Annotated in this window: 19 protein-coding genes and 1 pseudogene; 6 read left to right on the top strand and 14 right to left on the bottom strand. The window is 59.5% G+C overall.

What is annotated here, in order from left to right:
• Positions 1 to 126 precede the first annotated feature (126 nt).
• Positions 127 to 1,332: an IS701 family transposase gene (locus U0023_RS24190; RefSeq protein ID WP_009489597.1), complete on the top strand. Its 1,206-nt coding sequence runs from the start codon at positions 127 to 129 to the stop codon at positions 1,330 to 1,332.
• 105 nt (positions 1,333 to 1,437) lie between these two features.
• On the opposite strand, the gene U0023_RS24185 is transcribed toward U0023_RS24190, so the two are convergent.
• Positions 1,438 to 2,424 (bottom strand): IS481 family transposase, encoded by a 987-nt coding sequence (locus U0023_RS24185; RefSeq protein ID WP_009488371.1) that lies wholly within the window; start codon positions 2,422 to 2,424, stop codon positions 1,438 to 1,440.
• 545 nt (positions 2,425 to 2,969) lie between these two features.
• Here U0023_RS24185 and U0023_RS24180 point away from each other — a divergent pair.
• Complete coding sequence (locus tag U0023_RS24180) at positions 2,970 to 3,341, top strand: hypothetical protein (protein WP_009489596.1); 372 nt, start codon at positions 2,970 to 2,972, stop codon at positions 3,339 to 3,341.
• A gap of 254 nt (positions 3,342 to 3,595) precedes the next feature.
• Entirely contained in the window at positions 3,596 to 4,066 is a 471-nt protein-coding gene (locus U0023_RS24175; protein WP_009489595.1) for an HU family DNA-binding protein, read from the top strand.
• A gap of 79 nt (positions 4,067 to 4,145) precedes the next feature.
• Here the strand turns inward: U0023_RS24175 and U0023_RS24170 are convergent, their stop codons facing one another.
• From U0023_RS24170 to U0023_RS24155, 4 genes are all read right to left on the bottom strand, one after another.
• Positions 4,146 to 4,406, bottom strand: coding sequence for an SWIB/MDM2 domain-containing protein (locus U0023_RS24170; protein ID WP_009489594.1), 261 nt, complete (start codon positions 4,404 to 4,406; stop codon positions 4,146 to 4,148).
• Between the two features lie 171 nt (positions 4,407 to 4,577).
• Positions 4,578 to 4,832 carry a hypothetical protein gene (locus U0023_RS24165; RefSeq protein WP_040638032.1) on the bottom strand — a complete coding sequence of 85 codons (255 nt, stop codon included), beginning with the start codon at positions 4,830 to 4,832 and terminating at the stop codon, positions 4,578 to 4,580.
• An 85-nt stretch (positions 4,833 to 4,917) separates the two neighbouring features.
• Positions 4,918 to 5,475 carry a transposase gene (locus tag U0023_RS24160; protein WP_009489592.1) on the bottom strand — a complete coding sequence of 186 codons (558 nt, stop codon included), beginning with the start codon at positions 5,473 to 5,475 and terminating at the stop codon, positions 4,918 to 4,920.
• A gap of 14 nt (positions 5,476 to 5,489) precedes the next feature.
• The gene (locus U0023_RS24155) at positions 5,490 to 6,032 is read right to left on the bottom strand and encodes a helix-turn-helix domain-containing protein (RefSeq protein WP_009489591.1); all 543 of its coding nucleotides are present in this window, start codon (positions 6,030 to 6,032) and stop codon (positions 5,490 to 5,492) included.
• A gap of 126 nt (positions 6,033 to 6,158) precedes the next feature.
• On the opposite strand from U0023_RS24155, the gene U0023_RS24150 reads away from it, so the two are divergent.
• The 3 genes and pseudogenes from U0023_RS24150 to U0023_RS24140 all read left to right on the top strand — a co-directional run.
• Positions 6,159 to 6,479 carry a helix-turn-helix domain-containing protein gene (locus tag U0023_RS24150; protein ID WP_009489590.1) on the top strand — a complete coding sequence of 107 codons (321 nt, stop codon included), beginning with the start codon at positions 6,159 to 6,161 and terminating at the stop codon, positions 6,477 to 6,479.
• 154 nt (positions 6,480 to 6,633) lie between these two features.
• Positions 6,634 to 9,606 (top strand): Tn3 family transposase, encoded by a 2,973-nt coding sequence (locus tag U0023_RS24145; protein WP_009489589.1) that lies wholly within the window; start codon positions 6,634 to 6,636, stop codon positions 9,604 to 9,606.
• 415 nt (positions 9,607 to 10,021) lie between these two features.
• Positions 10,022 to 10,327, top strand: a pseudogene (locus tag U0023_RS24140) (transposase); the annotation flags it as partial.
• A gap of 801 nt (positions 10,328 to 11,128) precedes the next feature.
• Here U0023_RS24140 and U0023_RS24135 read toward each other — a convergent pair.
• The 9 genes from U0023_RS24135 to U0023_RS24095 form a co-directional block, all read right to left on the bottom strand.
• A complete protein-coding gene (locus U0023_RS24135) occupies positions 11,129 to 12,331 on the bottom strand; it encodes a pyridoxal phosphate-dependent aminotransferase (RefSeq protein ID WP_009488379.1) in 1,203 nt (400 codons plus the stop codon).
• On the bottom strand, positions 12,328 to 13,878 hold the full coding sequence (locus U0023_RS24130; protein ID WP_052600392.1) for an aldehyde dehydrogenase (NADP(+)): 1,551 nt from the start codon (positions 13,876 to 13,878) through the stop codon (positions 12,328 to 12,330). Before U0023_RS24130 ends, U0023_RS24135 begins: the two co-directional genes overlap by 4 nt.
• Positions 13,879 to 13,970: 92 nt before the next feature.
• The gene (locus U0023_RS24125) at positions 13,971 to 15,608 is read right to left on the bottom strand and encodes a hydantoinase B/oxoprolinase family protein (RefSeq protein ID WP_009488383.1); all 1,638 of its coding nucleotides are present in this window, start codon (positions 15,606 to 15,608) and stop codon (positions 13,971 to 13,973) included.
• 14 nt (positions 15,609 to 15,622) lie between these two features.
• Positions 15,623 to 17,713, bottom strand: coding sequence for a hydantoinase/oxoprolinase family protein (locus U0023_RS24120; protein ID WP_009488385.1), 2,091 nt, complete (start codon positions 17,711 to 17,713; stop codon positions 15,623 to 15,625).
• Positions 17,714 to 17,898: 185 nt separating this feature from the next.
• Positions 17,899 to 18,681 carry a transporter substrate-binding domain-containing protein gene (locus U0023_RS24115; protein ID WP_245272815.1) on the bottom strand — a complete coding sequence of 261 codons (783 nt, stop codon included), beginning with the start codon at positions 18,679 to 18,681 and terminating at the stop codon, positions 17,899 to 17,901.
• 100 nt (positions 18,682 to 18,781) lie between these two features.
• Positions 18,782 to 19,432 carry an amino acid ABC transporter permease gene (locus U0023_RS24110; RefSeq protein ID WP_009488389.1) on the bottom strand — a complete coding sequence of 217 codons (651 nt, stop codon included), beginning with the start codon at positions 19,430 to 19,432 and terminating at the stop codon, positions 18,782 to 18,784.
• 9 nt (positions 19,433 to 19,441) lie between these two features.
• Positions 19,442 to 20,110 carry an amino acid ABC transporter permease gene (locus U0023_RS24105; protein WP_009488391.1) on the bottom strand — a complete coding sequence of 223 codons (669 nt, stop codon included), beginning with the start codon at positions 20,108 to 20,110 and terminating at the stop codon, positions 19,442 to 19,444.
• A 41-nt stretch (positions 20,111 to 20,151) separates the two neighbouring features.
• The gene (locus U0023_RS24100) at positions 20,152 to 20,892 is read right to left on the bottom strand and encodes an amino acid ABC transporter ATP-binding protein (protein ID WP_040637700.1); all 741 of its coding nucleotides are present in this window, start codon (positions 20,890 to 20,892) and stop codon (positions 20,152 to 20,154) included.
• 56 nt (positions 20,893 to 20,948) lie between these two features.
• Positions 20,949 to 21,416 (bottom strand): RidA family protein, encoded by a 468-nt coding sequence (locus U0023_RS24095; RefSeq protein WP_009488395.1) that lies wholly within the window; start codon positions 21,414 to 21,416, stop codon positions 20,949 to 20,951.
• Positions 21,417 to 21,469: the final 53 nt, after the last annotated feature.

The following is a 21,469-nucleotide window of genomic DNA, read 5'->3' as shown; positions in this document are numbered from 1 at the left end:
GGCTCGCCTCCTGGGCCATATCCCAGTCAACGCACAGACCACTACAATGGATTCAAGGCCAGATCAAAAGCGCTTTAGTACTACAGCCGGGTTTGTGCGTTGTCTTTGACACGGAGGTGTCAGGCCATGACGCGCACAAGCGAGGTCCATCGTTGGGCCGATCAGTTGGATGATCTGTGCAGCCGCCTTGCTCCCCGGTTCAGCCGGGTCGAGCCGCGCCGACGAGCCCGCGCCTATTTGCAGGGCCTGCTTGCGCCGCTCGAGCGCAAGAACGGCTGGCACCTGGCGGAAGCCGCAGGCGATGCCAGCCCCGATGGCGTGCAGGATTTCCTGTCACGCATGCACTGGGATGCCGATGCGGTCCGCGACGACCTGCAGGCTTATGTGGTCGAGCATCTCGGCGATCCTGACGCCGTGCTGGTGCTGGATGAGACCGGCTTTCTCAAGAAGGGCGACAAGTCGGCCGGCGTCAAACGCCAGTACTCCGGCACCGCCGGCCGCATCGAGAACAGCCAGATTGGAGTATTCCTCGCCTATGCCAGCCGGCATGGCCATGCGCTGATCGACCGGGCGCTGTACCTGCCCGAGACCTGGGCCTTCGATGCGGCCCGGCGCGCGGAAGCAGGCGTGCCGGAGGAGATCGGCTTCACCACCAAGCCGAAGCTCGGGCAAGCGATGTTGAAGCGGGCCTTTGCGGCCGGCGTGCCCTGCCGGTGGGTGGCCGGCGACTGCGTGTACGGCGCCGACCATCAGACGCGGCGCTTGATCGAGGCGCACGGGCGCGGCTACGTGCTGGCCGTGACCTCGGCCCAGCGGCTCGGGCTTAAGCACGTTGAGGACTGGCTTGAGGATGTGCCGGCCCGGGGCTGGAAACGCCTGAGTGCGGGTGATGGGGCCAAGGGCCCGCGGCTGTATGACTGGGCCTATCTGCCGTATCGCACACCGCCGGTGCCGGGCTGGAAGACCGGGCTGCTGATCCGGCGCCGGAAGGGACGCCCCTATCAGTTCACGTTCTATCTCACCCGTTCGCCGGAGGAGACGGCGCTGGCCGAACTGGTGCGGATTGCGGGCCAGCGCTGGCGGATCGAGAGCTGCTTTGAGGAAGCCAAGGGCGAGACCGGTCTGGACGAGTACGAGGTCCGCTCGTGGACGGGCTGGCACCGACACATCACATTATCGATGCTGGCACATGCCTATCTCACTGTGGTGCGCCGGCACGCCATCGGGGGGAGAAGCCCCCGTCGCGCAAGCCGCGGGGCTGTTGCCGCTCACCGTGCCGGAGGTGCGGCGTCTGCTCTGGCACTTGGTGTGGGAGCAGCCGCCTTCGGTTGAGGCCGTCGAGCATTGGTCGGTCTGGCGCCGGCGGCATCAGCAGCGCGCTTGCGAATGTCACTGGCGCAAGCGCACCCGACGCCGACGTGAAACCCGGCTGTAGTATTAGTTGTCTGGATGCGAGACCTCCTTGGCGTCAGCAACGACCTGGAGGGCGGGCGGCAACGCGTCTGAATCGGGTGGCTTGTAGCGCCGGTTGGCCAGCTTGGGCTCAGCAACCAGGCGGCTGTGCACGACCTCATCTGGTGTTCGCCCCTTGAGCACGCGCTGACGTCTCCGGTTGTAGGCTTGGTTGAAGCCCTTGAGCAGCGTCTCCAGATCCCGGTGGCTGTCGATGGTAATGCCCAGCACCTCGCGCTGAACGCGGCCGTTGAAGCGCTCCACGAGACCGTTGGTTTGCGGCGTGTACGGCTTGGTCGTGCGATGCTCCACCTTCAGCTTCCGGCAGGCGTCCTCGAAGCCATCGGCGGTGAAGCACGAGCCGCGATCGGTCAGCACGTGTGTGATCTTGAACGGGAAGGCGCGCACCGCCTCGGTCAGGAAAGCGACCGCGCTGGTGGTCAGCTCGTCGTCTTTGACCGCCAGGTGCACCCAGCGCGAGCAGCGGTCGATGGCGACATAGAGAAAGCGCTTGCGGCTCTCGCCATTGGCGGTCCGCAGCTTCGGCAGGTGTTTGATGTCCATGTGGATGAAGCCGAGATCGTAGTCCTTGAACGTGCCGCTCTTGCGCTTGCGCTGCTGCGCCGGCGGCAGGCGGCCCAGACCTTCCGCCTTGAGGATGCGGTAGACGGCATCGCGGTTGAGATGCGGCAGGAAGTGCGTGACGATAAAGGTCAGGTCATCGAGCGGAAAGCCAGTGGCCTGGCGCAGGGCACAGACGATCGCCCGCTCCTCGTCCGTGGCCTTCCACGGCAGCTTGTGCGGCCGGCTGGAGTGGTCCTGGCAGTCCTGCGCCCCACGTTTGCGCCATTTGCGGATGGTCTCGGTGCTGACGCTGAAGCGCTGCGCCAGCACGCCGGTGGGCTCGCGCGAGCGGGCGATCTCCTGGCGAACAGCTGGGGTGGTGCGGGCTTGCGGATGAAGGGAGTGCATCAGATCCTCCACCAAGGACGCGGCGGCCGCCGCGAGCCATCGAAGCGCCAAGTATAGTTCTCAATCGCCCAACGCACCTGATCCCAACAACGTTCCGCCACCAAACAATTAGCGTCTCTGTGGAGCCCGTTTCCTTACTCCGATCTGTGGCGCCATCGCGACTTGTCGGACTGAGAACGCCCCAACTGAAGCCTTTTCCAAACTCCAGTCGGGGCGCGTGCGATGCCGGTTGCAACACCATACCGCCATCCTACCCAGCGCCTGATCAGCGTCAACAGCTGTCGATATGGGAGCACCCTGGCTGAAGGCCGAGCACCAGACCTCCTACGAGGGCGCATATGATAGGCGTCGGTACCGTCCGAGGAAGATGATTGCAGACCATGCTCAGGCAAGTGTGCCTGAGCACAGTGCGATGAATTGGCGCCAAGCCTTTGTGGTGCCGCCTTCCTTTCTCGCTTGAAACCGTTGGTTAACCATGAAGGCGCATGCTTTCCTACGTGCTTCAAGGGCTGGGCGGGCTTCCTCTGACCTGGAGACGGTTGCTCATGGCGGAGCTACGACTCACCGACACAATTGAAGAGAAGTTGGCCCTGATCTCGCCAACTGTGAAGGCCATCGAGTTCGGAGGAGAGCTACCCTACCTCCGCGAACTGCAGACGCTCCTCAGACAGCACCTGGCGAGCCTTGTGGTGTTGTTCGAGCGAGATCCTGGCCTGGATGCCGCAACAACTGATTTGTACGCGGCGGCTGCGGCTGTTGTGAACGACACCGCCAGGGCCTCTCAGCCCTTCGCCCGAAAACGCCGTCTGCTCAAGGAAGCCCAAGTCCGCTTCCAGGAGCGCATCGCGACCGCACGCCCGAATGGACGACGAGTTTGCGCCGCTTGGCGACAGAACGAGCTCTTTCTTGCCGCCTGATCCAAGCCCGGGTTCCACTTCAGTCCTCAATGGGCCGGAACCCAGTCGCCTGCGCTTCCCGTCACAGGAGTTGCTCGTCCGTTTTGTCCTGTTGCGCAATCAGTCACGGGATCCTGTGCTGGCCCAAGATCCTGTGAATTCGTTCCGTCATGGCTATTGAGGCTGCGGCCTTCTGGTGATTTCAATCTTGGGCGGCAAACCCTTTGCCCATCGACTGACTGCAAGATTGCTCGCGCATCAGAAGGATCTCACCCATGGCGAAAGCAGCAACCAAGACGACAGCCAAGAAGGCGCCGGCCCGCAAAGCGGCCGCATCGAAAGCAGAACCGACTAAGACGGCCAAAACTGCCGACGCCGTTGCCAAGAGGCCTACGAAGGCCGCAGCACCGAAGGCGTCAGCCAAGGCAGCCCCCAAGGTCGCAAAGAAATCCACTGGCACCTCAGCTGGCGCGATCCTGACCCTGCGCCACATTGCCGAGCAACTGTCGGAAGTGCACGAGCTTCCCAAGCGCCAGGCCAACGAAATGCTGACGCAAGTGATCGAGATGATCGCCAAGAGCTTGAAGAAGGGCGACAAGATCCGCCTGAGCGGTCTCGGCATTCTTCAGGTGCGCAAGCGCGCCGCCCGCACCGGTCGCAACCCGCAGACCGGCGAGCCGATCAAGATCAAAGCCTCCAAGAAGATCGCCTTTCGGCCCGCGAAGGAGCTCAAGGAGGCTGTCTAGCCATTAGCTGGAAGCGGATGGCTGAAGCGACACCCACTCCGCCGGCACGCTGGCGGGGTGGGCCTGTTGTTGCGTCTGCTCAGGAGAGATGCTGAGCGAAGTGCTTGTTCATCTCGAACATGCTGACCTTGCTCTTGCCGTCGAATACAGCCTGAAGCTTCTCATCCGCGAGGAGTTCCCGTTTGTTTTCAGGGTTCTGCAAATTGTTGGACTTGATGTAATCCCACACTTTGCTCACCACTTCCGTACGGGGCAGTGGCGAGGACCCGACCACCGCCACGAGTTCATTCGAGGGCTGAACCGGCTTCATCAGCGCCGGATTTGGCTTCTTATCTGCCATTTTGATACTCCTTTGTTGTGATGGTCCGCCATCTCGGGGCGACGTGGCGCGACCATGGTGAGCGCGAGCCCAACAGACTCTCAATTCAAACATCCTAGAGGACGACCGCAATCAATGCCTGCTTTGGAATGGTTATGGAGCTGCCCACGATGATTGATGCCAAACTGATCGTCACCGGCTCCGGCGTTTGCTTTGTGGCTTCGCCATCATCAGGCGCATCGCTTCTTCGGCGCGGGCTCTCGCTTGCGCATCATGACTGAGGTTGCGCACGTCTGAGGGTTCATCCTGCTGCTGCATGCCGTTCTTGTGTGCCCGCCATTGCTTCGCCTGGGCCGCGGTGGCTGCCGCATGAGCCAACTTTTCAAGCCTATCGAGGTGAGGCGTGCTGGCCTGACCAGTGTCTCCAGTCTCGTCTTCGACTTGCATGGTTGGTTTCGTCATATAGTCGATACCTTGTAGCGCAATTGGTCTTGTCTCTGGGCCTTTCCACCTAAGTGGTGCATCCGGTAAGTCATGCCGCCTTCGGCAGGAGGGCAATGCCGGGCGAGCGGCGAGGCCGATGCCGACGGCGTTTGCCCCAGACAAAGGGATGGCGGTGTGCATTCCAGTAGACTGTAGAGCAGTGAACCGCATCGACGATCTCCTCCCAGCTCTCGAAGCGCCGACCCGCTAATGCGAGGGAGCGCAGGATTTTCCACCAGGGCTCGATCAGGTTGAGATAAGCCGCGTACTTGGGCTGGAACACCATCTCCCAACGCGGATGCGCCAGCAGGAACAGCAGCACGTCGGTGGTGCGGTGGGAGCTCAGATTATCCATGATCGCGTAGATCCGCTGGGTCGTGCGCGGGATCCAGTTCTCAACGTGGTCGAGAAAGTCGGCCCAGTGCGTGCCGCCGCGTCCGGGATAGGGATGGGTGAAGGCCTCACCCGTCGCAGGGCGAAACGCCCCGAAGATGTAGCCCTTGGCGCGCCGGCCGTAGTCGATCTCCTGTCTCGCCCGCTCGGCTGGTCGCGTCCGGTTCTGCACCAGGGCATGGCCGGCATAGCTCTTCGCGCTCACCGGTCCCATTTCGTCGAGACAGACTACCCAACTGCCCGCAGGCGGTGCGGTGTAGAGCGTTTCGATCGCCCCCTTTTTTCCGCGAAGGCCGGATCGACCCGCTCGCCGAACCAGGTCTCATGCTTGTGCCAGCGCAAGCCCTCCTGGAGCAGGATCTCGTCGATGCGGCTGCGCTGCATCGCAATGCCTTTGACCTCGTGCAGGTAGGCGGCCAGTCGGTCGAGCGTCCAGGCGGCAAACGGCAGCCCGAGCGTCTCTGGCTTGATCAGCGCCGTGGCGATCACGGTGGCGGCTTGCTCAGGCGGATAGGTGGGCGGGCGGCCGGAGCGATGCCGATCCTTCAGGGCCTCCACTCCTTCTGCATTGAAGCGGTGGATGCGCCTTCGCACCGTCTCGACATCCAGGCCCAGGCGAGAGGCAATGGCGGATGCGCTCTCGCCGTGACGGGCGCGCCAGATGATTTGAGCCCGTTGCACCATCTGAGCCGGAGCGGTGCGCGCGTGAGCCAAAGTCTGGACCCGTGCACACTCCTCAACGGTCAAATCCCGTAAGCAGATCGGTGTCATGGGTCACCTCCCGCCCGCAGGCCAGCAAGCCGCGATTATACCCCCTGAACATGCCGGATGCACCACTAAGTACAGCGTTGGAAGTTCTGTGGTATGTTGGGGTGTGGGAGCAGCCGGGAGGCCGCCATGCACCCCATTTGCCTGGATGCGCTTAGCCCAGAGCAGCTGAGCGAGCTTGATCAGCTTTATCACATCAGTCCTGATCCGCGGGTGCGCATTCGTGCCCTGATGATCCTGCTCTCGGCCGAGCGTCATCTGGTTGCGGCCGAGATCGCTGGTATCGTGCGCCAGCACGAGGAGACGGTGCGGCGCTGGTTAGCGCGTTATCAGGCGGAAGGTCTTTCCGGCCTGGCCGGGGTCATCGCAGAATCTTCCCGGAATCCTACGCTAAGAGTTTGGGAGCGTCACAGGCTGCATAGGACATTCAGCAGGCATCCAGTGCTCTGAGCAGATGGGTGATTGGCAGAGTTCGTCCTGTGCATCTGCAACGTTGAAACACATGATCCGTGTGAAAGTCTCTTGCGCGAGCTCGGCTTGATAGAAGCGGTTTGGCAACAGGAATGTGCAACACGGCGAGGCCTTGTCACCCGACTCGCCCGCCATGAAGAAGCACGAAATCCTCTCTCCGCAATCCCGCGCCACGCTGTTCGACCCACCGTCAGATGTCGCCTCAATCGTTCGCCATTACACGTTCTCGATGGAAGATCTGGCGCTGATCCGGCAAAGACGCCGGGATGCAAACCGGCTCGGCTTTGCCGTCCATCTCGCCTACCTGCGCTACCCTGGCCGCGTACTCAGTCCGTCGGAAATGCCTCCCAAGGACATGCTGGCCTTCATTGCCCATCAACTCCAGGTCAACCCATCTGCCTTCCTGGTTTACGGGCAGCGTGAAGCAACTCGCTGGGAGCACCTGAACGAACTCTACGCTTATCTCGGCTTGCGGCCCTTCCGGCATGATGACGAGCCAACGATCACGCGGATTGCCCGCGAAGAGGCGATCGGGACCGATCGCGGCGACGCCATCGTTGGCGCCATGGTCTCATATCTGCGAGAAAACCTTGTTGTCCTACCTGCTGCCACAGAACTCGAGCGGATTGCCCTCACAGCTCGCGCGCAAGTCCGTAAGCGGGCCTATCGATCATTGGTTGATGGCCTGACCTCCACTGTCAGAGCGAGGCTGAATGATCTGATCGAGGTGGCTGAGGACCAAAGGAGGACGCCTCTGGCCTGGCTCCGGGATTGGCCAGAGGCGCCAACTCAGAAGAATCTCGCCTCGATTGTGGAGCGACTAGGGGTCGTACGCTCGCTGGGCGTCGAGCCGGATCGCGAGCGGCGCGTTCACCGGGCCCGCTACGCGGGGATTGCCCGGGAGACAGCCATCCTCAGCGCTCAGCATCTGTCTCGTCTGGAAAGTGAGCGGCGGCTTGCATCTCTGGTGGTCTTCGCCCGCGAGATGGAAGCCGAGCTGACCGATGCTGCAATCACGATGTTCGACAAGATGATTGGCAGCGTGTTCCGCAAGGCCGATCGCCAGCACAAGGAGCAGGTTGTTAGCCGAGCGAAGACAATTGACAGTGCCGCCCGGGCGCTGATCGATATGGCCAAGGCCATGCTGAAAGCTCGGGCGAGAGGAGCCGATCCGCTTATGGCGGTCGAGCAAACCATCGGCTGGCGCGGGCTTGAGACGTTGGTGGGTGAGATTGATCAGACGATAGGAGACACCCGGCAGGATAACATGGCGGAGGTCATTGACCACTATCCCGGCATTCACCGGGTTGGCAAAATGATCCTTCGGACCTTCACGTTCCATTCGTGGAAGGCATCAGATCCCCTGCTTACCGCAGTCGAACTCCTGCGGACCCTTTACGCCTCCGGCCAGCGCAGGCTCCCGGCTCGAGTCCCGACCGCCTTTATGACACCTGCCTGGCGAAAACTCGTTGGGAAAGGCGCCTCTGTCGACCGGCGGACCTGGGAGATCGGTGTCATCGTCGCCCTTCGGGACCGGCTGCGGGCTGGCGATGTCTGGGTGGAAGGGAGCCGGTCCTACCGGGCGTTCGACGACTTCCTGTTGCCTCAAACTGCATTTGCCACCCGTCGTCAGAGTGGTGAACTTGGTCTTGCGATCCCTGACAGCTTCCAGGCTTGGCGTGAGGAGCGCTGTGCCACGCTGGATCGGCGGCTTCGCGAGGTTGGAGCGCAGGCTGAGGCCGGCGAACTCTCTGAGGCGGTCATCTCATCGACCGGGCTTTCGATCAGCCCGATCCGCCAGCACAATAGTGGTGCTGATGATATCGCCCGGCGGCTCTACAGCATGCTTCCCCGCCTGCGGATCACAGACCTTCTCGCCGAGGTCCACGGCTGGACGAATTTTGCGGACCGGTTCAGCCATCTTCGATCCGGGGCGCCTCCGGAGAATCCAGTCGCGCTCAAGACGGCCATTCTGGCGGATGCGACCAATCTGGGACTGGCGCGGATGGCGCGAAGCTCCGGCCTCTTCAGCCATTCTCATCTGCTCTGGACGGCGGAGTGGCATATCCGGGACGAGACGTATCAAGCCGGCCTGGCTGCCCTGGTCAATGCCATCCATGCTCAGCCCTTCACTGTCGTCTGGGGTGATGGTGCCACTTCATCCTCGGATGGGCAGTTCTTCCGAGCCGGTGGGCATGGGCAAGGCCGCGCCGATCACAATGCCCGCTACGGCTCGGAGCCGGGAGCGAAGTTCTACACGTTCATCTCCGATCGGTTCGCGCCTTTCCACACTCAGGTGATTGCCGCCAACGCCAGCGAAGCACTCCATGTTCTGGACGGCCTATTGCATCACGAGAGCACGCTCGCGATCCGGGAGCACTACACCGATACCGGCGGCGTTACCGAGCACGTGTTTGGCCTGTGCCATCTTCTCGGCTTCCGGTTTGCTCCACGGATCCGGGATCTTGCCGATCGCCGCCTCTATGTCGCCGGCGACCGGGCTGATTACAGCAGCCTCGGCGCGATGATTGGAGGTTCAATCAACCTCCAGTGCATCAGGGAGAACTGGGACGAAGTCTTGCGAATGGCGGTCTCAATCCGGGCAGGCACGGTTGCACCCTCGACGCTGATGCGTCGGCTCGCCGCCTACCCACGCCAGAACGCTCTCGCGAAAGCTCTCCGCGAGATCGGTCGTTTGGAACGCACATTGTTTACGTTGGACTGGATCTCAGACCCAGCCCTGCGCCGGCGCACCAATGCTGGTCTCAACAAGGGCGAGGCTCGTAACGCTTTGGCTCGAGCTCTGTTCTTCCATCGCCATGGCGAGCTCCGGGACCGAACCTTTGAGAACCAGCGCTACCGCGCCTCTGGGCTCAACCTGACGATCGCGGCCATCATCCTCTGGAACACGGTTTATCTCAGCCGAGCCGTTGACGAGCGCCGCGCCGGTGGCGAGCACCTGCCGGATGAGCTCCTGGCCCATATCGCACCGCTCGGCTGGGAGCACATCAGCTTCAATGGGGACTATGTCTGGCCGACCGAGCCTCTTACCGGGCACTTCCGTCCGCTGCGGAATCCACGCTCACCTTTCCTCGAAGCGGCTTAGCGTAGGATTCCGGGAAGATTCTGCGATGACCCCTTTGAGGGTATCTTGGACGGTGGAGCGGGCGGCTCCGACGGACCGTCCGATCGACCGGTCGCTCTCGCCGCTGGCGTGCAGGCGCAGGATGTGACGTATGGCTCTCATGGTCAGCCTTCTCTTTGCCGGCATGGCCGCTCCTTGTTCGCAACAAAGGAGCCTTCATGCCTGATCGGAGGACCCTGGGAACACTCCTCGATGCTGGCTCAGCCCCTGGCCGGACAATGATCGGAATGGTGGCCGGCTTCATCTCGGAATCCCTGGCCGAATAAAATCGGAATCTGCACCGCGAGATGATCAAGGATCAGAGCGACAGAACCGACTCCAAGCTGTCCGGTGCCTGATCCTTTACCCTGCGGCCCTCATCGTATGCTTACAGCGGTCCCGTTCCGTTGGCGCCTGGTTGGGCCTGACCACCCGACGCTATCAGTCGGGCGAGGTCGACTATGATGGCCATACCCCCCGCCGGGGCGATCGCCAGGTGCGGGGGCTTCTGTTTGAGGCGGCAACTGTCATCCTGACCCGTAGCTCGGCCGAGAGCGGCCTGCGGACCTGGGGCCTCAAGCTCCGGGAGCGGGTCGGCTTTAAGCGAGCCGCCGTTGCGGTCGCCCGAAAGTTGGCGGTCATCATGCACGCGATGCTCAAGACCGGCACCTTCTTCGACCGGACTGTTGGCGCAGCGACTTGATGGATTGAGGATCGCGTTCAGCCTCTGAGCGCGCTGAGACGTCCCTACCGGGACGTGGGCCGAACCATTCCGCCTGATGGGATGCACCGCTGATGCAGCCGAGTGCGTCGTCCACATGGGAAGGCTCCTCCCGCGAAGCGCCATCGTGCGGCGACATCTGTGAACCGCGAAGACGACCCTGCTCCCGGCACACGCTCACGTGGCGCGCCTATGATCCGCTTGGACCGACCTCTCCTTAGCTTCCCTCGACCCTGATCCCAGTGTCGAGCTCGTAAGTTTCTGAAAAACTACTTGCAAAACAGCCCGCGATTAGACGACCTCATCAGAACCCCCATTGTTACCCATGTGGCAAGTCGCTCGACGGGCCCGAAGCCGTGAACGTTGACCACATCCCGCCGCAGCAAATCTTGGTCAAGGAAACAGAAGGAAGTACTCGATCCGGTTGGTAACCCGGAAGGTGCATGCGTCGTGCAACTCGGACTACAAATTAGACGAGGAGTACTTCGTGCACTCCCCGATCCCCTTTGCGCGAGGAACCGAAGCAAGGGGCGCACTCTTCCGCAAAGCAGCCTCCGAGTAGAACAAAACGCGCGTGATATGTGGCAATGCCGCTGCGGGCGGTGGCCACCGATAATGATTGTCATAAGTCCTTCAGTCGCCTCAGAAGGAAATCAAGAAACACCCGCAGTCTGGGCGACTGAACACGACCTTGTGGGAACACTGGTCTTGACCCGTCAAACTGGTCTGTCCCGAGGACAACTTTTTCCGAGCATTTGGGTTCAAACTAACCCGCAATCCCCTTCAACTGAGTGATGCAATCATCTTGGTGATCCTGCTGCACGCAGCTTGCAAATTCTCATCGGAGGCTGCGATAGTAAGCCGAATGAACGATGGACACCCAAATGCCACTCCAGGTACGCTGGACACTCCAAACTCATTCAGCAGATAGGCTGCTACGGCCGTGTCATTGTCCAGTACAGTGTAAGCCCCTGTTTTCCGGCCAAGAATGCTCTTAACACCCAGGAATGCGTAGAAGGCTCCATCGGGAGGCACGAAATCGATTTCGCGGATCCGTGAAAGTCCTTCCGTAACCAGGTTGGAACGGCGCCGGAAGGTGGCAGCTGCATGTGCAACAAAGGCTTGATCGCCATTGAGCGCCGCTGTGGCGGCGGCTTGAGCAACGCCACATACCGAAGTCACACTTTGGGATTGAATTTTGTTGATGCTCGCCACGAGGGGCCGTGGGCCTGCAGCGTACCCGACTCGCCAGCCAGTCATGGCATAGGCTTTGGATACACCATTGACGATTAGTGTGCGATCGCGCAGCTCTGGACAGGCAGTCCCGAAAGATATGAAGGGAGTATCGTTCAGAAGAATATGTTCATAGATTTCATCAGCCAGTACAAGGATCTGGGGATGGCAGGCCAGCACCTGCTCCAGTTCTCTATATTCGGCGAGGGAGTAGATTGCCCCCGTCGGATTGGACGGGGAGTTCAGCATCAGCCAGCGGGTACGAGGCGTGATGGACTTCTCCAGCTGCTCGGCGGAAAGTTTGAACCCATTGCTCTGACCACAGGATACGTAAACCGGTTTGCCGCCATGCAATGAGACGATATCGCCATACGAAACCCAGCACGGGGTCGGTATCACGACCTCGTCGCCTTCCTCTAAGGTAGCCAGGAAGGCACTAAATAGGATTTGCTTGGCACCATTGCCTACGGTTATTTCATCAAGCGCGTAGGCTAGGTCGTTGTCGCGGCTGAGCTTGTCTAGGATGGCGCTACGCAGAGCCTCCGTTCCAGCCGCAGCACCATAGCGGATCCTGCCAGATCGGATCGCTGAAGAAGCGGCATCCATAACGTGCTGTGGTGGCTCGAAGTCCGGCTCGCCGAGGGAGAGATCAATGATGTCGCGCCCTTCCGCTTGTAGCTTCTTTGCCGCCATAGCGATTGCCATGCTCGGGGATGATTGAATACCGCTGGCGCGTCTGTTCTCATAATTCATTGAATGGCCCTTGCAGGTGTATTGGGTGCAGAACTGCGGAGGTCCGCAGGCAGGAGTGCCTCCGGAATATTCTGATAGCAGACTGGGCGGAGGAAGCGACGAATGGACAGGGTTCCAACAGATGTAGCCCCGAAGTTGGTCGAGGCTGGATAGGGGCCCCCATGCACCATTGCGTCTGCGACCTCCACTCCTGTCGGGAAGCCATTCGCCAACACACGGCCCGCTTTCCGCTCAAGAATCGGCAGGAGCTTGGATCCCAATTCAAGATCATCGGCCTCTAGGTGAACCGTCGCAGTCAGCTGCCCTTCCAGGCGCTTCGCAGCAGTTAACATGACGTCGCTATCTCGCACTCGGACCACCAACCCGAGCGGCCCGAACACCTCCTCGCCCAATGCACGGTTTTCGAGCCAGACTTCTGCGGATGTCTCAAAGAGAAACGGTGCTGCAAGTCGGTCTCCACATCTTTGACCGAACACCTCTCGCACTCCAGGAACGGATGCGATGCGGTCCCGACCATCGCGGTAGGCCTTGGCGATACCAGTCGTCAGCATAACTTGTGGTGCAGTGACGGACAGTTTCTCGGAAACAGATCTCATGAAAGCCTCACTGCCTTCACCCTCGCGGACAAAGGTGATCCCGGGATTGGTGCAGAACTGGCCCGCGCCGATTACCAGCGACTCCGCCCAACTCGCACCAATCGCATTACCTCGAACCCTCAATGCCTCAGGCAGGACGAAGACAGGATTCACAGAGCCCAGCTCGCCAAAGAAAGGGATAGGTTCTGGCCTTGCCGCACAAAGGTTAAAGAGGGCACGCCCGCCTCTAAGTGAACCTGTGAACCCCACGGCCTTGATATTGGGGTTCTGAACAAGCGCGGCACCGCTTTCATGAGTCCCGCATTGGATGAACGAAAACACGCCAGGGTGGACGCCTAACTTGCGGCGCGCAGCATCGATCGCTTCAGCGACAATCTCGCCCGTGCCCGGGTGAGCCGAGTGGCCGTTGAAAACGACGGGGCAGCCGGCTGCAAGTGCGGCAGCTGTGTCCCCACCCGCAGTCGAGAACGCGAGTGGAAAATTCGAAGCTCCAAAAACAGCAACGGGCCCGATCGGTCGTTGGACCATTCTTAGGTCGGGTCGTGGTAACGGCTTGCGCTCAGGCAGGGCTTCATCATACCGCCGGTCGAGATAGTCACCCTTGAGAATGTGCCGGGCAAACAGCCGGAGCTGTCCGGTCGTGCGACCGAGCTCATTGACCAGGCGTGCAAACGGCAATCCTGTCTCCGCCGCACCAATATGGGGAATGAGATCGCTCCGTGCTTCGATCTCATCAGCCATCGCGATCAGGAAAGCTGCTCGTTCCTCGCGGCTTGAGTAGCCATAGATCCAGAAGGCCTCCTCCGCGGCATCGCAGGCAGCCGATACTTGAGAAGGTGTTCCCGACGAGAAGCGATACCCGGAACCACTCGTCGGATTCGACATGGTCGTCGCTTCGCTCGAGAGCCATTCGCCGGCGACCAGATGTTTCCCATGCGGTGTATAGCTCATTGTGCCCATCTTTTGACTGCTATGCCTCCTGCAAACGAACATCCGTTGGCCCTCAGATGCCTCAGAGGGGCAACGGAAATGCCTGGCTCGCGTCAGGAATTGACGACGTAGTCGTTGTCCCTGTCGCGTTTGACCGCATTCGGGGCACGTTTTTCCGCCGGTCCGTATCCGCCACCTCCCGGTAGCTGGAGGATCAAGCGCCGTCCGGACGGCACGTGCTGACGTCCTTTGGCGGCGAGCACGGTCCCGTCGTCGAGGAGAACCGCACCTGCTGCGCCGTCTTCACCGCCTTCCCGACCGCGAGGTGGGTGCTGGACACGATCGAACATCGCGTTGAAGTAGATCTCGTGTCCTTCGGTGGGGGAGATCTCCACCACCTGACCAAGCCCCCCGCGATATTGCCCTGCTCCACCGGATCCATCCCGCAGCTCCTTACGCCAGAAGATGACTGGGCCAACATGTTCGGTTGCTTCAATGGACATCGAGTGGACGCCGCTTGGGAATGCGGTTGCATTGAGGCCGTCAAGGTGCGCCCGCGCACCAGCTCCCCCGCTGTTAAAGAGCAGAACCTCTGCACGCTGGCCGCCGTCTGCAGGAGCCCTGTCGCCTTGGAGCGGACGAGCGCTGACATGAAGATTCCAGAGGGCGCCAGAACCCTCGGCCGGGACCCTCCCTGGGAGCATCTTGTGGACTGCTCCGAGCACCGCATCAGGAACCAAATGGCCGAGGACATGGCGCACAGATACTGGCGCGGGATGCTGCGCGTTGAGAATGCAGTTCTCGGGCGCTACGACCTTGAACGGCAAAAGAGACGCATGGTTGTTAGGGATATCGGGCGCCAAGGAGCATTTCAGCCCATAGCACGCATAGGCGGTCGAATAGATGAGAGGGCAGTTAATGCCTTTCGGGCTAGGAGGTGAGGTGCCTTCGAAGTCAGCGAGGATATGATCACGGGCAACATCGAGCCGAACTGCGATGTCGATGGGGGATCCGTATCCGTCGACGCGCATCACATTGAAATAGCTGCCATGGGGCAGCGCGGCCAATCGCTCTAGTGTAGCTTTATAGCTGCGCTCAAAGACGAACTTTGCGAGTTCTTCCAGGTCATCCAGACGGAACTCATCCATCATATCCATCAGGCGGCGATGCCCGACTTCATTGCAAGCCGCAAGCGAGTAGACGTCGCCGACGACTTGATGACTTTCGCGAACATTGTTGCGCAGAATGTTGACGAGGTCCTTGTTGACTACGCCACGTTCCGCGAACTTCATGATGGGCACGAAGATGCCCTCTTCATAGACCTCGTTTGCATCAGGACCGAATCCCCGCCCGCCTACGTCCACCACGTGCGCGGTGCAAGCGAAGAAGCCGATGAGCTGACCATTGCGGAAGCTGGGAGAGACTACTGTAAAATCATGAAGATGGCCTGTTCCCTTCCAGGGGTCGTTCGTGATGTAGACATCCCCCTCGAAGAGGTTTTCGCGCCCAATGTCATTGATGAAATGGCCAACTGCCTCAGCCATGGCATTAACGTGGCCAGGGGTGCCGGTTACAGCTTGAGCGATCATATGTCCAGAGCGATTGAACACGCCTGCCGAAAGGTCGCCTGACTCACGGACACTGGTGCTGAAGGCAGTCCGTATCAGAGTTACGGCTTGCTCTTCAACTACCGAGATGAGGCGGTTCCACATGATTTGCATATGGACGTCGGAGAGTAGATTGTTGGTCATGATAAATCTCCCGCTCAAGCCGCGTTCTTGGCACGTAGCAAGACGCACCCGTCGGCTTGCATGATCGCTTCACGGCTTGCTGTAACAATTGTCGAGGTTTCCCGTTCGGTGATCACAGCGGGGCCAGAGATCCAGTCGCCGGGAGCCATTTCGCTGCGAACAACAACCGATGCCTGCTGAAAGCGTCCGTCTTGAGCGTCAAAGATCTCTCGCTGCTCGCGGACAATGGCTTGGCGCTGCTTTTCAGTCCATGCGATGCGCGCTGGCGCGATGGCTTCGGAGCTCGCGCGCAACGACCAGCTGACGATCTCAACGTCGAGACCATCGATGACGCGGCCGAAGAAGCGCTCGTAGCATTCATCAAAGAGAGTGCGGAAGAGGGCGGCATCGGGATCAGCGTAATCGCGAACCTCGATCGTTACCGGGACTTCCCATCCCTGACCCACATAACGCATGTACGCGGTGCACTCCAGGTCAGGTTGGGCATCTGGCGCACCCGAGCGGACAAATGATGTCGCTTCCTCCACCAGTTCACGAATGACCGCATTGATGGCTTTGGCATCAAAGCGACTGAGGCGGCTATAGGCACTGCGTACCGACTCAAAGCCGAAGGGGGCTCGCAGGAAGCCAATGGCGGAGCCGACGCCTGCACCTGGCGGGATGACCAGCTGATCGATGCCAAGCTTCTCGCAAAGACGTGCAGCATGTAATGGTGCTGCGCCGCCGAAGGCAATCATGGTGAAGTCCGACAGTTCCTTGCCATTCTCGACCGCGTGCATGCGTGCGGCATTGCTCATGTTCTCGTCGACTACCTCACTCAATCCATAGGCGGCGGTCGTTGCATCAGCACCAATATGGCTGGCCACGTCCTGATGAACGGCAGCCTCCGAAGCGATACGGGACAGCCTAATGGCTCCCCCTGCGAAATCGTCCGGGTCAAGCCTTCCAAGGAGGAGGTCGGCATCGGTCACTGTCGGTTTCTCGCCACCCCGTCCATAGCAGGCCGGGCCTGGTTCAGACCCGGCGCTGTGAGGGCCAACCCTGATCTGCCGCATAGAATCAACTGTCGCAATAGAGCCGCCACCTGCGCCGATCTCAACCATTTCGATAACAGGAATTGAGATCGGCATTCCGCTACCTTTCTTGAAGCGGTAGGTCCGTGCCACCTCGAACGTTCTGGAGGTTCGTGGCGTCTGCTTTTCGATCAAGCAGATCTTCGCTGTCGTTCCTCCCATGTCATATGAGACAACCTGATCCAGGGAGTACGCAGAGGCAATATGTGCTGCGAAAATGGCTCCCCCAGCTGGTCCGGACTCTAGCAGCCTGACTGGGAACTCAATCGCGCTCTCCACACTGATGATGCCGCCCCCCGAGTGAATCATGAAAACGGGGCATTGCGCGCCTTCTTCTCTCAGCCGACCAACCAGTCGGTTGAGGTAGGATGCCATCAGCGGCTTGACAAACGCGTTGACGCAGACAGTGTTGAAGCGCTGGAACTCACGCATCTGCGGCGAGACTTCGCAGGATATCGAGACGGAAATATCCGGCTTAGTGGCGAGTAGTCGGTCACGAACGAAGCGCTCATGTGTGCCATTCAGGTAGGAGTGAATGAAGCCGATGGCTACGCTCTCGTAGCCATCGGCAGCAATTCTCTTGCAGAGGGCGTCGACTTCTGTCTCCTGAAGTGGCCTTAGTACACATCCATCCGCACCGATCCGCTCGTCAAGAACGAAGCGCTCGTCTCTTGGAACAAGAGGAGCCGGAAGGACGATGTTGAGGTCGTATTGTTCGAACCGACTCTCAGTTCGCATCTCGATCACGTCGCGGAAGCCTTTGGTGGTGATAAAGGCTGTCTTGGCTCCGCGACGCTCGATAAGGGCATTGGTTGCGAGTGTCGTTCCGTGGATGATCGTGTCGATATGCGACAGTCCCACCCCTGCGAGATCGGCGACCTGATGGATGCCTTTGACGATCGCGTTTTCGGGGAACGAATAATCCGTTAGGATCTTCACAGAGTGGAGTGCGTCACCGACCTCCATCGCAACATCGGTAAAGGTTCCGCCGATATCGACACCAACCCTTATCTGCTTACCATCTTTTGCCATCTTGCTGCTATCCTCCGAGGGAGAAGTTGAATGTGCGCCGCTCTCGTCCGGCGAAATGTGCCCAACGCGGGCACGCGCTTACCTAGCCCTGCCTGCGGAGCGTGCAGGGGCGAAGCCGGTTGACTGAGCCGTTTCTCTAGCTGCCTTCGCCCAGGAGCATCATCCCGCGCGAAGGCTCGATGGTTCTACCGCTTGCCTGTAAAATCGACGCCTGGGAGAGTCGTCGGCAGCTTTGGCCGCTCAACGCCGATCCATTTCTTGTAAAGAGCGTCGAGGGATCCGTCCGCAGTGCGGCGGGCGACAAAGTCGTTCAGGAAGTCCAGCATCTCCTGGTCGCCCTTGCGGACTGCCATGCCTTGAAGGTTGTCGGCGACCTTGTACTTCCGTTCGTAGTCGTTCCCGCGGCCAGTCTTCTCGATGACCAGCCCGTACGTGACACTCCCTAGAATCGCATCAACCTGGCCCGACAACAGAGCTTGAACCGTTGTTGCGTCGTCATCATAACGCTTGATCCGAGTGTTAGGCGGCGCGACCTTGACGAGAAGGGGCTCAAAAGCGCTGCCGCGATTAACGCCGATCACGAACTTGCCGAGATCGTCATTTCCTCTGATCTGCGCGTTTTTTTTGCCCCAAACTGTGATGTCGTTTGCAGAGTATGGGATCGCATACTGAACGACCTTTGCGCGTTCCTCAGTGATGGTCATGGAGGGGACTAGAAAATCTACCATTCCTCCGACAAGAGAGGGAATTCGGTTCTGCCCAGTAATCCGGACGAACTCGGCTTTGACCCCTAGCTCGCTCGCGATCATGTTTGCGACGTCGATGTCGAAACCTTCGTTTTTGCTATTCTCGTTCACGAAGCCCCAGGGGAACTGGTCCATCTGAACACCGATGACCGCGGTGCCTTTCGCCTTGATCTCCTGCGGGGTAATTGCCTGCGCGGGACCGACAATCGGCGCCGTCGCCATGAAAATCCCCATGAAGCCTGCTACTATCTGTCGACGTTTGAAAGCGGATATTGCTCTGAACATGTTCATACCTCTGGTTGTTGTCGTCTGCGCAACGAGGTTAACGGTTGGCGTTCAATCGCTTCTCAAATGTTGCGCTGAAATAGGTCAGGGGAAGACAGATGATGAAGTATACGAGCCCGACCGCCCCGTACACTTGCAGCGGTTGAAAGGTGATATTGGACATCAGTTGCCCTGAGCGTGTCAGTTCAGTGAGGCCGATCAAAGCGGTAAGCGCAGTGCCTTTGACCAGATTGACGAGAAATCCAATTGTTGCAGGGAGGCCGATCCGGAATGCTTGTGGGAGAACCACGTCTTTCACGAGAGAGACATAGCCAAGCCCCAGGGCCCGAGCTGCTTCCGTCTGTCCAGGAGCGACAGCCTCGATGCTGCCGCGCCATATCTCACCGAGGAAAGCGCTGGTGTGGAGTGAAAGACCAACGGTCACGGCGATCCACACGTCGACTTTTAGGCCAAGGAGAGGGAGGCCGAAGTAGACAAAGAAGAGCTGGATCAAAAGTGGCGTGCCTTGGAAGATCTGAATGTAGGTCGCCATGAGACGCCGGAGCAGCTTCGACTTGCTCGTCCGAGCGAGCGCAACTGCCAGACCCCCTGCGCCGCCGAAGGTAAAGGCCAACAAGGAAAGTAGAACTGTCCAGCGTGCGCCTTCCAAGATAAACAGGAATTCTGCGAAACCAAATTCACGGATCATCGCAGTGCCTCACTTGACGGGATAGGAGAAGTAGGATCTGCCGATTGCTTGCAGAGCGATGGAAAGGATTTGCGCGAGCGCGAGGTAGATTGCACCGAGCACGAAGTAGACTTCGAAACTTCGGAACGTTTGCGAATCGATTATCTGTCCCACATAGGTCAGCTCTTCCGCTGATACGCTCGCCACGAGACTCGAGTTGAGCATGAGAAGGACGAACTGACTGCACAGTGCGGGGTAGACCGCCCGTATTGCAGGCCTGAAAACGACAAAGCGGTAAACATCCAGCGTATGGAGGCCTAGGGCGCGTCCTGCCTCCACCTGTCCCTTTCGGATTGATTCCACTCCGCCTCGGACGATCTCCGCAGCATAGGCAGCGCAATTCAGGGTAAGAGCAAGGATTGCGGCCTCCTCTGCCGACATCTGTACGCCAATCGAGGGGAGGCCGAAATAGACGAAGAAGACCTGTACGAGAAGCGGTGTATTGCGGATGAGTTCAATATAGCCGATCGCGAAGGTACGTATCGCGTTCGAAGTCCCCATCCGCATTGACACGATGATGATTCCCAGACTCATCCCAAGCGTCATCGAGATGGCCGAGATCTTGAGGGTTTGTATCGCCCCGTTCAGCAATAATGGCCAAGCTGCCAGAACAGGTGAGAAGTCAAAGGTATACTGCATGAGCGGTCCCCTGCCGTACCGAGTTGAACGACCGTCCTGCGTTAATGATTGAGGATTTGTCCGAGGAAGGCCCTCGTGCGCTCATGGGAAGGATTGCTGAAGAACTCCGTTGGCCGGCCGCTCTCGATAATCTCGCCGCGGTCCATAAAGACGACACGGTGAGCAACTGCTTTGGCGAAACCCATCTCGTGCGTTACGCAGATCATAGTAATCCCGTCGTCGGCAAGCGAAACCATGGTGTCGAGCACTTCCTTAACCATTTCCGGATCAAGAGCCGATGTCGGTTCATCGAACAGCATAATCTTGGGATCCATGCAGAGCGCCCGTGCAATGGCCACGCGTTGCTGCTGCCCGCCTGAGAGCTGTGCAGGATATTTATGTGCCTGCTCCGCAATATGAACACGTTCGAGATAGCGCATGGCTTGATCTTTGGCTTCGGCAGAGGAGTGTTTTCGAACACGCCGCGGCGCTAGCATGCAATTCTCAAGCACCGTCAAGTGTGGAAAGAGATTGAACTGCTGGAAGACCATTCCGACCTCGCGACGGATATGATCGGCATTGCCGCCTTTGTGGCCGAGCTGGGTGCCGTTGACTTCGATCGAGCCGCTTTGGATTTCTTCAAGGTAGTTGATGCAGCGAATCATGGTGGATTTGCCGGATCCTGATGGCCCGCAAACGACAATATGCTCGCCACGATCAACAGTTAAATCAATGTTCTTCAGGACATGAAGACTGCCATACCATTTATTGACGGCATTCATGACGATACTTTTGTCGGTCATGCTCTTCTCGTTTTGGGGACCACAATGCGGACGGGTATTCAGGCTTTGGGCCACACTCATGATTTTGCCTCAAAAATAGCATCGACCTCGACAGCAAAGCCGCGGGGCAGGGATCCCGCCCCCAGTGCGGTACGGCTATGGCGGCCCTTCTCACCAAAGATCTCTACGAAAAGATCGGATGCACCGTCGATGACTGCCGGATGATCCTTGAACGTGGGCGTAGCGTTGACGAAGCCGCGCACCTGCAAGCAGGCGGACACGCGATCGAGATCACCATCCAAAGCAGCGCTGAGCCGCGCCAGGACGTTCAGGGCGCAGACTCGCGCAGCCTGATAGGCTTCATCGACCTGCATTGTCTCGCCGACAACACCAAGATAACGGTCTACACCTTCAACCCTTGGAACCTGTCCAGAAATGTAGATCGTTGATCCGCTGATACGATACGGAACATAGGTTCCGCTCGGGGCTGTGAGGCTCGGTAGAGCAATGCCGAGTTCTCTTAATCGCGCTGCAATAGTCGCCATCGTGACCAATCCCTCTTTTTGGGTGTGCGGCCGATCCGGACTGCCCGTCGAAC

Origin of the sequence: Microvirga lotononidis, assembly GCF_034627025.1 — a bacterium.
In the GTDB taxonomy this organism is placed as follows: domain Bacteria; phylum Pseudomonadota; class Alphaproteobacteria; order Rhizobiales; family Beijerinckiaceae; genus Microvirga; species Microvirga lotononidis.
This window is presented reverse-complemented; position numbering and strand designations above follow the sequence as displayed.